General features: G+C 61.9%; 19 protein-coding genes and 1 other RNA gene. 8 read left to right on the top strand and 12 right to left on the bottom strand.

Going from position 1 to position 12,362, the window contains the following annotated elements:
* Position 1 precedes the first annotated feature (1 nt).
* Complete coding sequence (locus tag ACFOJ9_RS30345) at positions 2-1,801, bottom strand: ABC transporter transmembrane domain-containing protein (RefSeq protein WP_378984540.1); 1,800 nt, start codon at positions 1,799-1,801, stop codon at positions 2-4.
* A gap of 205 nt (positions 1,802-2,006) precedes the next feature.
* Here ACFOJ9_RS30345 and rpmE point away from each other — a divergent pair, with 205 nt between their 5' ends.
* Both rpmE and ACFOJ9_RS30355 read left to right on the top strand, forming a co-directional pair.
* A complete protein-coding gene (gene rpmE, locus ACFOJ9_RS30350; protein ID WP_352966691.1) occupies positions 2,007-2,228 on the top strand; it encodes a 50S ribosomal protein L31 in 222 nt (73 codons plus the stop codon).
* Between the two features lie 99 nt (positions 2,229-2,327).
* Positions 2,328-2,828, top strand: a complete 501-nt coding sequence (locus ACFOJ9_RS30355; protein WP_378984543.1) for a hypothetical protein — start codon at positions 2,328-2,330, stop codon at positions 2,826-2,828.
* Between the two features lie 8 nt (positions 2,829-2,836).
* Here ACFOJ9_RS30355 and ACFOJ9_RS30360 read toward each other — a convergent pair whose 3' ends face one another.
* Positions 2,837-3,478, bottom strand: a complete 642-nt coding sequence (locus tag ACFOJ9_RS30360; protein ID WP_378984546.1) for a TetR/AcrR family transcriptional regulator — start codon at positions 3,476-3,478, stop codon at positions 2,837-2,839.
* Between the two features lie 112 nt (positions 3,479-3,590).
* Here ACFOJ9_RS30360 and ACFOJ9_RS30365 point away from each other — a divergent pair, with 112 nt between their 5' ends.
* Together ACFOJ9_RS30365 and ACFOJ9_RS30370 are read left to right on the top strand one after the other, a co-directional pair.
* Entirely contained in the window at positions 3,591-4,424 is an 834-nt protein-coding gene (locus ACFOJ9_RS30365) for an NAD(P)H-binding protein (RefSeq protein ID WP_378984549.1), read from the top strand.
* A 1-nt stretch (position 4,425) separates the two neighbouring features.
* Positions 4,426-4,902 carry an anthrone oxygenase family protein gene (locus ACFOJ9_RS30370; protein ID WP_378984551.1) on the top strand — a complete coding sequence of 159 codons (477 nt, stop codon included), beginning with the start codon at positions 4,426-4,428 and terminating at the stop codon, positions 4,900-4,902.
* A 30-nt stretch (positions 4,903-4,932) separates the two neighbouring features.
* Here the strand turns inward: ACFOJ9_RS30370 and ACFOJ9_RS30375 are convergent, their stop codons facing one another.
* The 3 genes from ACFOJ9_RS30375 to ACFOJ9_RS30385 all read right to left on the bottom strand — a co-directional run bounded on the left by ACFOJ9_RS30375 (position 4,933) and on the right by ACFOJ9_RS30385 (position 6,608).
* On the bottom strand, positions 4,933-5,259 hold the full coding sequence (locus ACFOJ9_RS30375; protein WP_378984554.1) for a SelT/SelW/SelH family protein: 327 nt from the start codon (positions 5,257-5,259) through the stop codon (positions 4,933-4,935).
* A gap of 62 nt (positions 5,260-5,321) precedes the next feature.
* A complete protein-coding gene (locus ACFOJ9_RS30380) occupies positions 5,322-6,071 on the bottom strand; it encodes a YebC/PmpR family DNA-binding transcriptional regulator (protein WP_378984557.1) in 750 nt (249 codons plus the stop codon).
* Between the two features lie 213 nt (positions 6,072-6,284).
* Positions 6,285-6,608, bottom strand: coding sequence for an ArsR/SmtB family transcription factor (locus ACFOJ9_RS30385; protein WP_378984559.1), 324 nt, complete (start codon positions 6,606-6,608; stop codon positions 6,285-6,287).
* A 52-nt stretch (positions 6,609-6,660) separates the two neighbouring features.
* On the opposite strand from ACFOJ9_RS30385, the gene ACFOJ9_RS30390 reads away from it, so the two are divergent.
* Genes ACFOJ9_RS30390 through ACFOJ9_RS30405 form a run of 4 tightly spaced genes read left to right on the top strand, consistent with a single transcriptional unit; the run spans position 6,661 to position 8,491 of the window.
* Positions 6,661-7,143: an SRPBCC domain-containing protein gene (locus ACFOJ9_RS30390; protein WP_378984562.1), complete on the top strand. Its 483-nt coding sequence runs from the start codon at positions 6,661-6,663 to the stop codon at positions 7,141-7,143.
* Positions 7,144-7,188: 45 nt separating this feature from the next.
* Entirely contained in the window at positions 7,189-7,581 is a 393-nt protein-coding gene (locus ACFOJ9_RS30395; protein WP_378984564.1) for a VOC family protein, read from the top strand.
* A 53-nt stretch (positions 7,582-7,634) separates the two neighbouring features.
* On the top strand, positions 7,635-7,997 hold the full coding sequence (locus ACFOJ9_RS30400; protein ID WP_378984567.1) for a hypothetical protein: 363 nt from the start codon (positions 7,635-7,637) through the stop codon (positions 7,995-7,997).
* A 26-nt stretch (positions 7,998-8,023) separates the two neighbouring features.
* Entirely contained in the window at positions 8,024-8,491 is a 468-nt protein-coding gene (locus ACFOJ9_RS30405; protein ID WP_378984569.1) for an SRPBCC family protein, read from the top strand.
* 6 nt (positions 8,492-8,497) lie between these two features.
* Here the strand turns inward: ACFOJ9_RS30405 and ACFOJ9_RS30410 are convergent, their stop codons facing one another.
* The 7 genes from ACFOJ9_RS30410 to ssrS all read right to left on the bottom strand — a co-directional run bounded on the left by ACFOJ9_RS30410 (position 8,498) and on the right by ssrS (position 12,257).
* Positions 8,498-8,779: a BrnA antitoxin family protein gene (locus ACFOJ9_RS30410; protein WP_378984572.1), complete on the bottom strand. Its 282-nt coding sequence runs from the start codon at positions 8,777-8,779 to the stop codon at positions 8,498-8,500.
* Positions 8,780-8,891: 112 nt separating this feature from the next.
* Positions 8,892-9,038 (bottom strand): BrnT family toxin, encoded by a 147-nt coding sequence (locus ACFOJ9_RS30415; protein WP_378984574.1) that lies wholly within the window; start codon positions 9,036-9,038, stop codon positions 8,892-8,894.
* Positions 9,039-9,117: 79 nt separating this feature from the next.
* Positions 9,118-9,885, bottom strand: a complete 768-nt coding sequence (locus tag ACFOJ9_RS30420) for a TerC family protein (RefSeq protein ID WP_378984576.1) — start codon at positions 9,883-9,885, stop codon at positions 9,118-9,120.
* Between the two features lie 74 nt (positions 9,886-9,959).
* Positions 9,960-10,784: a TIGR00282 family metallophosphoesterase gene (locus ACFOJ9_RS30425; RefSeq protein WP_095084226.1), complete on the bottom strand. Its 825-nt coding sequence runs from the start codon at positions 10,782-10,784 to the stop codon at positions 9,960-9,962.
* A gap of 128 nt (positions 10,785-10,912) precedes the next feature.
* Positions 10,913-11,335 carry a DUF3592 domain-containing protein gene (locus tag ACFOJ9_RS30430; protein WP_378984579.1) on the bottom strand — a complete coding sequence of 141 codons (423 nt, stop codon included), beginning with the start codon at positions 11,333-11,335 and terminating at the stop codon, positions 10,913-10,915.
* 85 nt (positions 11,336-11,420) lie between these two features.
* Positions 11,421-12,005, bottom strand: coding sequence for a 5-formyltetrahydrofolate cyclo-ligase (locus ACFOJ9_RS30435; protein WP_378988142.1), 585 nt, complete (start codon positions 12,003-12,005; stop codon positions 11,421-11,423).
* 96 nt (positions 12,006-12,101) lie between these two features.
* A non-coding RNA gene (ssrS, locus tag ACFOJ9_RS30440) (6S RNA) lies at positions 12,102-12,257 on the bottom strand.
* Between the last annotated feature and the right edge of the window lie 105 nt (positions 12,258-12,362).

The following is a 12,362-nucleotide window of genomic DNA, read 5'->3' on the forward strand; positions in this document are numbered from 1 at the left end:
ACTACTCCGCCGCGCCCCTGAAGGCGCTGGCGCCGGTTTCGAACTGCAGCTTGGCCAGCCGCGCATAGATGCCGCCCTTGGCGACCAGGCTCTGATGCGTGCCTTCCTCGACGATCGAGCCACCATCCATGACCAGGATCCTGTCGGCCTTCAGCACTGTTGCCAGCCGGTGCGCGATGACGATGGTGGTGCGGCCTTGCATCAGGCGTTCGAGCGCCATCTGCACCAGCGTCTCGCTTTGCGCGTCGAGCGCCGAGGTGGCCTCGTCGAGCAGCAGGATCGGCGCGTCGCGCAGGATGGCGCGGGCGATCGCCACCCGCTGGCGCTGGCCGCCGGACAGCGTCACGCCGCGTTCGCCGACCTGGCTTTCATAGCCCTTGTCGAGCTTGAGGATGAACTCGTCGGCGAGCGCATCCTTCGCCGCCATCTCGATCTCGGCCGTGCTGGCGCCCGGCCGACCGAAGCCGATATTGTCGCGCGCACTGGCCGCGAAGATGGTGACGTCCTGCGGCACGATGGCGATGCGTTCGCGCACCGAGACGGGATCGGCCTCGCGCACGTCGACGCCATCGATCAGAATCTTGCCGGTCTCGGGATCGTAGAAGCGCAGGATGAGCGAAAACACCGTGCTCTTGCCGGCCCCTGACGGACCAACGATCGCCACCGTCTCGCCGGGCATGACCTGAAAGCTCAGGCCGTGCACGGCGGCGCGGTCGGGCCTGGCCGGGTAGGAGAAGGAGACATTGTCGAAGACGATCGCGCCCTTGGCGACCGCCGGCAGCGGCTTCGGATCGGCCGGGGCCTGGATCGCCGGCTTCTCGGCCAGGATCTCGGTCAGCCTCTCGGCGGCACCCGCCGCCTGCGCAAGCTCGCCCCAGACTTCCGACAGCGCGCCCAGCGCCCCGGCGGCGAACACCGAATAAAGCAGGAACTGGCCGAGCGTGCCCGGCGATATCGTGCCTTCGAGCACGTCGCGCGAGCCGAACCACAGCACCGCCACGACGGATGAGAAGATGGTGAAGATGGCAAAGAAAGTGAGGAAGGACCGCGCGAAGATCGAAGCGCGCGCCGCCTCGAAAGCGGCTTCCACGGCGGCGGAGAAATGCCCGGTGACCAGCTTCTCGTTGGTGAAGGCCTGCAAAGTGCGCACCGCGCCGATCTGCTCGCTGGCATAGGCTGTCGCATCGGCAAGCGTATCCTGCGCCTGCCGCGACTTGCGCCGCACCGAACGGCCGAAGGCGACCAGCGGCAGCACGATGACGGGAATGGCCGCGATGACGAGGCCCGACAGTTTCGGACTGGTGATGACCATCATCCCCACCGCGCCGAGGCCGAGGATGACGTTGCGCAGCGCGACCGAAGCCGTGGCGCCCACCGCCGACTTGACCTGCGTGGTGTCGGCGGCGAGCCGCGACACGATCTCGCCCGACTGGGCGGTGTCGAAGAAGGAAGGCGACAGCGTCGTGACATGGGCAAAGACATCGCGCCTGATATCGGCGACGACACGCTCGCCGAGCGTGATGACGAAATAGTAGCGGCCGGCCGATGCCGCCGCCAACAGCGCGGCCATCGCCACCAGTGCGGCGAAATATTCGGCGATGAAAGTGGTGCTGGACGACGAGAAACCGTGATCGATCATGCGCCGCACGGCCAGCGGCAGCGCCAGCGTCGTTGCCGCGGCGATGACCAGCGAGATGAGGGCGCCAACGACCAGCGTGCGATAATGCGTGATGTACGGGAACAGACGCCTGAGCGGCTTGAGCGAGCGCCGGCGCTCGTCTGCGCTGCTGATTTGCGCCATCTCGGTGTTTCCTCTAGCCGCCTCAGCGTATGCGCCTCAATATGCGCTTGCCACGGCCTTGTGATTCAATTCCGGCTGATGTATAGGCTCGCCGACCGTTTTAGAAGCCGTGGCACCTCAATAGCTGCGGCTTCGAGTTTTAAAAAGGGGCGCATCGACGCAGGCTTATGCCCGTCAGCAGCGCCGGCAAGCCAGGAACCGAACCATGAAGACCGACATCCATCCCGACTACCACGCCATCAAGGTCGTCATGACCGACGGCACCGAATACACGACCCGTTCGACCTGGGGCAAGGAAGGCGATACGATGAACCTCGATATCGACCCGACCACCCACCCGGCCTGGACCGGCGGCCAGCAGACCCTGCTCGACCGCGGCGGTCGCTTGTCGAAGTTCAAGAAGCGTTTCGAAGGTTTCGGCCTCTAAGCCAGACACCGTTTCGCAGATCAAAAACCCGCCCTCGTGGCGGGTTTTTTGTTGACCTCGGCTAGCCTTGGTGGAACGCACTAGTTCCCGGAGGGCGAAATGCCAATTCTTGATGATGTACAATGGTCCGGCCTTAAAGGTGGATACAAGGTGGTCTACGATCCGCGACCGGCCTTGCGAACACTGGTCCTTCGCTATGATGACAAACCGGCCTGGGACGAGCTTTGGAATGAGTTGCATCATCAGGGAGATGTTGGAGACGCGTCTTACGCGGCGGTCGTTGAAATCGTTCGCATCTCCGAACGCCACGCTCCGGCTCACTGGGGAGCCTATGGTCTGGCCGCAACCATCGAAGAAGCGCGCCTGCTTGACGACCGGAATCCGCCGGTTCCTGCTCGGATCGAACCGCACTACAAAGCGGCGTGGCGAACACTTCTACACTTGGCATTGCGGGATCTGGCAACTGTCACCGATGACGAAACGGTGAACTGCGCATTGGCTGTCGTCGCGCTCTATCGGGGCCGGTTCAACCTCGGCCGCATGGCGATGTGCGCAGAGGATGAGCGCGCGGAAATGCTGAGGGATTATTTCGGCCGCTAACGCGAGACTTACTCGGCCAGCAGCTCCCTAAGCGCCATGCGCTTGTAGGCGGCGACCAGCCTGTCGCCTTCCTGCCGCTCGACCGAGATCGCCAGCCGCACCGCGGCCTCGCCCATCTGCCAGACCAGGAACGCTGTCGTTTCCAGAGCTGTCGGATCGGCTGCTGGCCGCAGCCGTTTCAGCACCGCGACGAGGAACTCCGCATTGGCCCGGCTGTCGGCGAGTTCGAGCTGGCGCAACGCCTTGTCGGCCTGTGTGCCCGACCAGATGTCGCGCATCACCGGTTCCGCCAGGAACAGCCCGTAGTAGATATCGACCAACTCCGAAAAGGCTTGGCTTAGGCCCTCGGCATCGCTGACACCGGCGAGCGCGGCCGAGATGCAGGCCTGGCTTTCGGCGGTATAGCGCTCGGCCAGCGCCCAGATGATCGCCCGCTTGTCCGGGAAGAACTGGTAGAGCGAACCGATCGACACCCCTGCCCGTTCCGCCACCTCGCCCATGCGCATTGCATCGCTGCCCTGCTCGGCGATCAACGCCGAAGCGGCGGCCAGCATACGCACGACCCGCTCGCGGCTGCGTTGCTGGCTGGGCGCCCGGCGCGCTGAGGCAATCTGCTCCGGCGGCGAAACGGATGCTGCGGTGTCTTCCATGACTATCTCCCAAAATTCGCCGCCCAAAATCGCTTGACTCACAAAATACGAGGGTTTATCACGTTTTGCAAATGTGAGGATTACTCATATTTGTAAGCCAGAGGAAATCGAAATGACTGACACGACATCAAACCCAATTCTGATCCTCGGCGGCACCGGAAAAACCGGCCGCCGTCTTGCCGAACGGCTGACCGCGCATGGCACGCCGGCGCGGATCGGTTCGCGCTCCGGCAGCCCACGCTTCGACTGGGAAGTTCCGGCGACCTGGGGGCCGGCCATGCAAGGTGTGAGTGCCGTCTACATCAGCTACTACCCCGACATCGCCGTGCCGGGCGCCGCCGAAATCGTCGATGCCTTCGCCCGGCTCGCCGTGGCCAACGGTATCACCCGGCTGGTGCTGTTGTCTGGTCGCGGCGAGACCGAAGCTCAGCGTACCGAAGAGATGGTGAAAGCCTCGGGCGCCGACTGGACGATTTTGCGCTGCGCCTGGTTCTCGCAGAACTTCAGCGAAGGTTTTCTCGTCGAGTCCGTGGCTGGCGGCGAAGTGGCCTTGCCGGTCGGCAATGTCGGCGAGCCGTTTGTCGATGCCGACGACATCGCTGAAGCCGCCTTCGTCGCGCTGACCGAGCCAGGCCATGTCGGCCAGCTCTATGAGCTGACCGGGCCACGGCTCCTAAGCTTTGCCGACGCGGTCGCCGAGATAGCCAAGGCCGCCGGCCGCGACATCCGTTTTGTCAGGATCTCGCATGAGGAGTTCACCGCCGCGCTGGCCGCGCATGAGCTGCCGCCCGAATTCGCCTGGCTGCTCAACGAGCTGTTCACCGAAGTGCTCGACGGCCGCAACGAGACGTTGACCGATGGCGTTCAGCGTGTGCTCGGCCGTCAGCCAAGAGACTTCTCCGCCTACGCAACCGAAACCGCCGCGACCGGCATATGGAGCAACTGAGATGATCAAGCTTCTTCCCATCCTGACCATCATTGCCGCAATCGGCTCGGGCCTCGTCGCCGGTGTGTTCTTCGCCTTTTCCAACTTCATCATGGCGGCGCTTGCCAGGCTGCCGGTCCCAAGTGGCATCGCCGCGATGAATTCGATCAACGTCACAGTGATCACCCCGACCTTCATGACGGCGCTCTTCGGCACCGGCCTGCTCTGTCTGGTGCTTATCGCCGCCGCCATCATGGGCTGGAGCCAGTCCGGCTCGTACTGGCTGCTTGCCGGAGCGGTGATCTATCTGGTCGGCAACCCGATCGTGACCATGGTCTTCAACGTGCCGCTCAACGATGCGCTCGCCGCCGTCGACCCAGCCAGCAGCAACGGCGCCGCCGTGTGGGCGAACCATCTGAGCCAATGGGTGATGTGGAACCACGTTCGCACCATCACCGCAGTCGTGGCGATGGCCTGCTTTATCTTCGCATTGCTCTAAAGAGGCTTTACGAAACGCAAAAGACCCCGCTCAGGCGGGGTCCTTTTGCGTCTGGTCTTTTGACGAGTGACCCTTGCGGTCGGCATGGCCGAGATCACGATCCGGGTCGATGACATCGCGCACCAGCTGCTTCAGCTTTGCCGCGTCCGGAAAGCCGCCGTCGCGCTTGCGGTCCCAGACCAGCACGTCATTGCAGGAAATGGTGAAGATGCCGCCGGTGCCGGGCACCAGCGTCACCTCGCCCAGATCGGTGCCGAAGGTGGAGAGCAGCTCCTGCGCCATCCAGCCGGCGCGCAGCAGCCACTGGCACTGCGTGCAATAGGTGATGCGGATGGTGGGAAGCGCTTTTTCGCTCATGTCAGACTAAGCTCCGCTTATGTCTCAGGCTGAGTTCCGCTCATGCCGGATTGAGCTTTCGCTCATGCCGCGCTGAGCTTGGCCATGGTCTCGTCGTCGACTTCGAAATTGGCGTAGACGCTCTGCACGTCGTCGTCATCCTCAAGCGTGGCGACCAGCTTCATCAGCGACTGTGCCCGCTCCTCGTCGACCGGAATATTGTTTTGCGGCCGCCAGATCGGCTTCACCGATTCAGCCTCGCCGAGCGCGCCTTCCAGCGCCTTCGACACCTCGCCGAGATTTTCGAAGGCACAGTAGATCGTATGGCCTTCCTCATCCGATTCCACATCATCGGCACCGGCTTCGATCGCCGCATCCATGATCTTGTCGGCGCTGCCGGCCGAGGCCGGATAGTAGATCTCGCCGGCGCGGTCCCACATGAACGACACCGAGCCGGTTTCGCCCATTGCCCCGCCGGCCTTGGTGAAGGCGGCGCGCACATTCGACGCCGAACGGTTGCGGTTGTCGGTCAACGCCTCGACAATGACGGCGACGCCGCCGGGACCATAGCCCTCATAGCGCACGGCTTCGTAGTTCTCGGCATCGCCCATCGAGGCCTTGTTGACGGCGCGCTGGATGTTGTCCTTCGGCATCGACACCGCCTTGGCGTTCTGGATCGCCAGGCGCAGGCGCGGGTTCATCGATGGATCGGGCGTCCCACTCTTGGCGGCGACGGTGATTTCGCGCGCCAGCTTGGAAAACATTTTCGACCGCACCGCGTCCTGGCGGCCCTTGCGGTGCATGATGTTCTTGAACTGTGAATGGCCAGCCATGGCACCCCTGTCGTCTTCTCGGCTAGAGCATCCCGAAGCGAAGTGATCTCACCGCGTCTTCCGCAATGCTCGAATTCAAAATTTCAGAGCGACCCAGGTGCAACTCGTGGAAGCACGGCGTTCTCTGTCGGAATGGCCGGCTTATAGATAAATCGGCTCAATTCGTCCAGCCGCGCCGCGCACGGGACGCACGACATCGGCGGCTGCAAGCGCTCACGCCTCAAGATCGGATTTCAGCCGGTCGATGATGCTGAGCGCATGGCCGGCATACTGGCTGATCCAGCGGTCATGGATCTGCTTGATCGGCAGCGCGTTGAGATGATTCCAGCGCTCGCGTCCGTCGCGCCGCGGGACGATCAGGTCGGCCTCCTCCAGCACCTTGAGATGCAGCATGACGGTGCAGCGATCGATATCGGGAAACGCCTCGCACAGCATGCCGGTCGTCTTCGGCGTGTCCTTCAGCTGATCCAGCATTTCGCGCCGGCGCGGATGCGCCAGCGCCTTGAAAACATTGTCGTCTTGCGATCGGCTTGACATGTTATGTTTCTATAACATATTGTTGAGCCAATCAAGGGAAGGAGTTGTGGATATGTCACTTGGATTCAGTGTTTCCGGACGCATCGGCAGGCCGGTCGCCGACGTCTTCGACGCGGTCGTCAATCCCAAGAAACTGAGCGACTATTTCACCACGATCGGCGGCGCCAGCGCGCCGCTGGAAGCCGGTGCCGGCGTCGTCTGGTGGGGCAAGGTGCCGGTCGAGGTCGATGAAGTGGTCAAGGACAGCCGCATCGTGCTGCGCTGGGATGCCACCGATGCCGACGGCAAACCCGCTTACAAGACCCGCATCGAGATGAATTTCGAGCCGCTGGACGATGGCGGCACCTTCGTTACCATTGCTGAGAGCGGCTGGCAGGAAGGCGCGGTCGGCCTGAAGAAGTCCTACCTCAATTGCGAGGGCTGGTCGCAGATGCTGGCCTGCATGAAGGCCTATGTCGAATACGGCATCAATTTGCGCGACGGCTACTACCGCAGCGAGATGAAGGGCGAACCCGCCAACGAGACCAATATCTGAGCGACCCCATTACTGAGCACCCAGGAAGAAGATGGAGGCCTTGCAATGAAGAAAGTAACGCCATTCCTGATGTTCGAGGGCAAGGCCGAAGAAGCAATGACGCTCTATTGCGAGACCATTCCCGGCAGCAGCGTGCTTGACGTCACGAATTACGGCCCCGGCGAAGACGGCCCGCAAGGAACGGTCAAGCTGGCGCGCGTGTCGATCGCTGGCCTGGAAGTCATGGTCTTCAACAGCCCCGTGCACCACGCCTTCACGTTCACGCCGTCGGTCTCGCTGTACGTAGACTGTTCCTCCGAGGACGAACTGAACCGAATTGTCGAGACACTGGCAAAGGACGATGGGTTTCTGATGCCGCCCGACAATTACGGCTTCAGCCGCCGCTTCGCATGGCTGAACGACAGGTTCGGGGTCTCCTGGCAGGTCAATCTCGCATAACCAGCCTGGGCAAAGCCGACCAACAACAGCTGAACACGACAAGGGAGCCAGCTATGACCGTGACAATCACCGGTGGCATCAACATCGCCATGAAGGTGCCGCCGCACCAATATGAGGAGACGATCGCCTTCTACCGCGACGTCGTCGGCCTGAAGCCGTTCACGGACAAGGCACCGGCCATCGGCTTCGAGCTTGGTCCCAACCGCCTGTGGATCGACGAGGCGCCGATGATGAGCCAGGCCGAGGTGTGGCTGGAGCTGTTCACCAACGATTTTTCTACCACCGCCACAAATCTCGCCAAGGCCGGCGTTGTGCGTTGCGATGCCATCGAGCCCCTGGGCGAGGGCTTCCGTGGCGGCTGGATCACCAATCCGGCCAACATCATTCACATGCTGCGCGAACCCGACGCCTGGTGAGCGCCAAGCCACGAAAGGACAATCCGATGGACATCCGCGAAACACCAACAGCCGAAGCCGGCATGCTGATCCGGCGGCCTGTCGCCGACGTATTCGAGGCCATCGTCGATCCGGCCATCACCACGAAATTCTGGTTCACCCATGGCAGCGGCCGGCTGGACAGCGGCAAGGAAGTTCGCTGGGAGTGGCGCATGTACGGCGTCTCGACGACGGTCGATGTCAGCGAGATCGTCGCGAACGAAAAGATCGTCATGCAATGGAGCGATCCGCGGACCACGGTGGTCTGGACCTTCACCGAAATGCCTGACGAGACGACCTTTCTCGAGGTTCGCAATTTCGGCTTCGCTGGCAATGGCGACGAGCAGGTGAAAGAAGCCGTCGGCTCAACCGGCGGCTTCACGCTCGTGCTGGCCGGCGCCAAGGCCTGGCTTGAGCAGGGCCTGACGCTCGGCCTGATCGGCGACCGCCACCCGAAGGGCGTGCCGGCTAACTAAATCGGCTCAACCTCGCCGCTTTTCCTGTTCGGTCACATGATGGCGAAGTACGCGATTGATTTCGGTTTGATAGCCACCGCCTCCGACATGTTCCTTGAACCAGGATAGCACGTCAGCATCAAGCCGAATGGTCACCGGCTGCTTGAGTGGTCGGTAGAGATGCCCGCGACGGGCATGAATCCAGGCCGGAGCTTCTGGAATGTCGGACGTATCAATCTCGCTGTCAGGCAAATCAGCCAACTTGGAGAGCTGATTGCGCTGATCCTGGCTAAGGTCCTTCCTGCTCATAGGGCCTCCTTTCATGCGGTGTCGCTTTCCGGGCTTCCAACGATCCGAACACGTTCATCATCGTCACGATCAGGATAAGTATGAACAACCAGCAGGACGACTACGGTTTCGATCATCCCGATCGTTGCTCACCGTCTTCGAACCGGTCAGGCACGATCAGATGAAGCGGATCATCGAAGATTCTCTGGGCGAGATCGAATGCGACGCCGTGCTTGGCAAGATTGCGCCTCGCTTTTTCAGGATCCCACTCAAACTGCAAAGTAGCATCATCGACTACAATATTGTATGTACAAATCCGTAAAAGTCAATCCAAACGCTGCATGCGCGCAAGCCCAAGCTCAATGCCCGCCGCCCGACTTCGCTTTCCTGCGCCGCCGCGCCAGCATGTTGAGCCCTTCGACCAAGGCCGAAAAACCCATCGCCGCGTAGATGTAGCCCTTGGGCACATGGTAACCCATGCCGTCGGCGATCAGCGTCATGCCGATCATCAGCAGGAAGCCCAGTGCCAGCATGACGATGCTCGGGTTCTTGGCGATGAAGTTGGCCAGCGGCCCCGCCGCCAGCATCATCACGGTGACCGCGACGATCACGGCGATGTACATGATGGCGATCTCGTCGGTCATGCCGACGGCGGTGATGATCGAATCGATCGAGAAGACCAGATCGAGCAGCAGGATCTGGAAGATCGCGCCGGCAAGGCTGATCTGCAGCGTCTCGCCCATCATCGAGTCCCTGTGGTCGTCGGGATCGACCGTGTGATGGATCTCCTTGGTCGCCTTCCAGACCAGGAACAGGCCGCCGGCAATCAGGATCAGGTCGCGCCAGGAGAAGCCGTGGCCGAAGGCGGTGAACACCGGCGTCGTCAACTGGACGATGATGGAAATGGTGGCCAGCAGCACCAGCCGCATGATCAGCGCCGCCGAGATGCCGAGCCGGCGGGCGCGGGGCCGCTGGGCTTCAGGAAGCTTGTTGGTCAGGATCGAGATGAAGATCAGATTGTCGATGCCGAGCACGATCTCCAGCACCACCAGCGTCAAAAGCGCGACCCAGGCCGTTGGATCGGACACGAAGTGAAAATACGGCGCCAGGAATTCGATGAGCTGCATGGAGGTCGTCCCCTCTTTTAACGATCTAGAGCAGTGTCGCCGGCAATTAGGTACTGCGTGCGCCTATATCAATGTCACGACCAGAAAGACGGTGCGGTTTCCTCCAGCCGCGGGCCGCGACGAAACGGCGCGATCCGCTCGGTCAGCCCCGTGCGGTCGGAAATATCGACGCCGACGCCGCACAATGTCGCTGGTCCGGTGGCTGCCTCGAAACGCCCTTTCGGCACTTTCGACAGGAACCGGTTGAGCGGCTCCTCCTTGTCCATGCCGAGCGAAGAATCATAGTCGCCGCACATGCCGGCGTCGGAAATATAACCGGTGCCGCCGTTGAGGATCTGGTGGTCGCCGGTCGGCTGGTGGGTGTGGGTGCCGACGACGAGGCTGGCGCGGCCGTCGACGAAATGGGCGAAGCACATCTTTTCCGACGTCGCCTCGGCGTGGAAGTCGATGATCACCGCATCCGCCTGCTCGCCGAGCGGACAGGCGGCAAGCTCGCGTTCGCCGGCCTGGAACGGATCGTCGAGCTCGGGATGCATGAACACCCGGCCCATGATGTTGGCGACCAGCACGCGCGCGCCGCTCCTGGCGATGTAGACGCCGGAGCCGCGCCCGGGCGTACCCTTGGGAAAGTTGGAGGGGCGCAGGAAGCGCTCTTCGCGCGGCGCAAAGGCGAGCGCGTCGCGCTGGTCCCAGACATGGTTGCCGGTGGTGACGACATCCGCACCGGCCGCGATCGTCTCGCGAAAGATCTCTTCGGTGATGCCGAAGCCGCCGGCGGCATTCTCGCCATTGACGATGACGAAATCGAGTTTGAAATCGGAGATCAGGCCGGGCAGTTGTTCCCACACCGCCGTGCGTCCCGTCTTGCCAACCATGTCGCCGAGGAAAAGAAGTCTCATACCCACTTCTATCCAGAGCTGTAGACGCTAGGCAAGCGGCACCGCGCGATTGGTTCTAACGCCAGCGGAAAGGGGCGGCTTTGCGCTCGCGCCCATGACGCGAGCTCGATATGGCCACAGCGGCAACGTCAACGGCGCATTCCGCGCAGCCAGAAGAACCAGACGTAGAAGGCGGTGAAGCCGCCGGTGCCCGCAAGGAGTAGCAGAATGCCGCGCCAGCCTTTCATTCCCGCGGCATCGAGGTTCGATGGATCGCCAGGGTCGTAGTAAAATTCCACCTCATCGCCTATCGACGCCTTATAGAGGCCGACAACCTTTCCTTTTCCGGACCAGGTCATCGGCGTGTCGTCAATCGTATAGGTGAGGGCGACATTGATGCGGTCTATGGCGAAGCCATTTTTATGCATTTCAGTGTAGGGCCTGACATCCGTCACTGTGGCGACCGTCCGATTCCAGGCGGCTTGGTGGTACAGCGCAGTTCCGACGACGTGCAATGTCATCGCTAACAGTGCTGCCGCGATCAGGGCAAACGGCATCAGGAGAAAGCGCATAAAGACAAATCCATTTCTACTATCGACTTGGATTGTATAGCAGGGATACTGTCATATAAGTATAAGAATCACCAGATCGGATACTCTAAGAGGTGATAAACCGGCGCAGCCCACTCTCGGTGAGTATTTCCGGGATGATCACATCATGGTTCTCATCCGGCACCTGCGCTACCTCTTGGCAGTCGAAGGCGATGCCGATCAGCCGCGGCGGCTGTCCCTTGGCGACCAGCTTGGCGATGGCGCGGTCGTAATAGCCGGCGCCGTAGCCGATGCGGTGGCCGCGCGCATCGAAAGCGGCGAGCGGCACCAGCATCACCGAGGGATCGAGCACCTCGGCCTCCTCATGCGGCCCGACCGTGCCAAAACCCATCTCGAGCATCGGCGCGCCGCGCACGAGTTCGCGAAAGACGATGGTGGTTTTGTCGAGAATGGCCGGCAGGCAAAGCCGGGCGCCCTTTTCGCGCAAGGCGAACATCAGCGGCCGAACGTCGACTTCAGAGCGCATCGGCCAGAAGCCGGAAACGATCTGGCCCGGCTCGATGTGGAGGTGATCGCGTGCCGTCTCGGCCATTTCAAGCGCGACCTCCACCCGCCAGAATTCATCGAGCGCGTCGCGGCGCCCGAGGGCCTCGCGGCGAAGCTGCTTTTTCAGGTCTTTGGGAGAGGTCATGCGGCCAGGGTAGAAAAGGTCGGAGCTGGGTGGAGTCTTGGAAGCGGCGTTTTCCACCGCATCATCCACCGAAATGGGTGGATGTCTTGCAATAAGTGACGATCCACACAACCGGTGGAGAGAGCGATCCCGGGAACCTACAAAGTAGGTGGGCGCCGTGTGAGAAAACCCACGGGTCTTCCCAGGGACAGCTCCCTAAGGATCGTTAAGGCCCCGGGGAAAATGTTCTCCTGCCGGGAAGCACAGACCGTCACACGCAATATAGGCCGCTCATCGGGCAAGCGCCAGAGAGACGGCGTGGCCGGCGACTTTATTCTCAGCCAATCCGTTACTCCTGTTCAGCGCCGTTCGTCGCCG

This window comes from Mesorhizobium cantuariense (assembly GCF_042647205.1).
GTDB lineage: Bacteria > Pseudomonadota > Alphaproteobacteria > Rhizobiales > Rhizobiaceae > Mesorhizobium > Mesorhizobium cantuariense.

Coding starts and splice junctions, on each gene's coding strand:
- ACFOJ9_RS30370 (WP_378984551.1), top strand. CDS start 4,426: ATGATCAAGCTTCTTCCCATCCTGACCATCATTGCCGCAATCGGCTCG.
- ACFOJ9_RS30355 (WP_378984543.1), top strand. CDS start 2,328: ATGCCAATTCTTGATGATGTACAATGGTCCGGCCTTAAAGGTGGATAC.
- ACFOJ9_RS30410 (WP_378984572.1), bottom strand. CDS start 8,779: ATGAGCAGGAAGGACCTTAGCCAGGATCAGCGCAATCAGCTCTCCAAG.
- ACFOJ9_RS30380 (WP_378984557.1), bottom strand. CDS start 6,071: ATGGCTGGCCATTCACAGTTCAAGAACATCATGCACCGCAAGGGCCGC.
- ACFOJ9_RS30395 (WP_378984564.1), top strand. CDS start 7,189: ATGAAGAAAGTAACGCCATTCCTGATGTTCGAGGGCAAGGCCGAAGAA.
- rpmE (WP_352966691.1), top strand. CDS start 2,007: ATGAAGACCGACATCCATCCCGACTACCACGCCATCAAGGTCGTCATG.
- ACFOJ9_RS30375 (WP_378984554.1), bottom strand. CDS start 5,259: ATGAGCGAAAAAGCGCTTCCCACCATCCGCATCACCTATTGCACGCAG.
- ACFOJ9_RS30365 (WP_378984549.1), top strand. CDS start 3,591: ATGACTGACACGACATCAAACCCAATTCTGATCCTCGGCGGCACCGGA.
- ACFOJ9_RS30430 (WP_378984579.1), bottom strand. CDS start 11,335: ATGCGCTTTCTCCTGATGCCGTTTGCCCTGATCGCGGCAGCACTGTTA.
- ACFOJ9_RS30425 (WP_095084226.1), bottom strand. CDS start 10,784: ATGAGACTTCTTTTCCTCGGCGACATGGTTGGCAAGACGGGACGCACG.
- ACFOJ9_RS30420 (WP_378984576.1), bottom strand. CDS start 9,885: ATGCAGCTCATCGAATTCCTGGCGCCGTATTTTCACTTCGTGTCCGAT.
- ACFOJ9_RS30385 (WP_378984559.1), bottom strand. CDS start 6,608: ATGTCAAGCCGATCGCAAGACGACAATGTTTTCAAGGCGCTGGCGCAT.
- ACFOJ9_RS30345 (WP_378984540.1), bottom strand. CDS start 1,801: ATGGCGCAAATCAGCAGCGCAGACGAGCGCCGGCGCTCGCTCAAGCCG.
- ACFOJ9_RS30360 (WP_378984546.1), bottom strand. CDS start 3,478: ATGGAAGACACCGCAGCATCCGTTTCGCCGCCGGAGCAGATTGCCTCA.
- ACFOJ9_RS30435 (WP_378988142.1), bottom strand. CDS start 12,005: ATGACCTCTCCCAAAGACCTGAAAAAGCAGCTTCGCCGCGAGGCCCTC.
- ACFOJ9_RS30405 (WP_378984569.1), top strand. CDS start 8,024: ATGGACATCCGCGAAACACCAACAGCCGAAGCCGGCATGCTGATCCGG.
- ACFOJ9_RS30400 (WP_378984567.1), top strand. CDS start 7,635: ATGACCGTGACAATCACCGGTGGCATCAACATCGCCATGAAGGTGCCG.
- ACFOJ9_RS30390 (WP_378984562.1), top strand. CDS start 6,661: ATGTCACTTGGATTCAGTGTTTCCGGACGCATCGGCAGGCCGGTCGCC.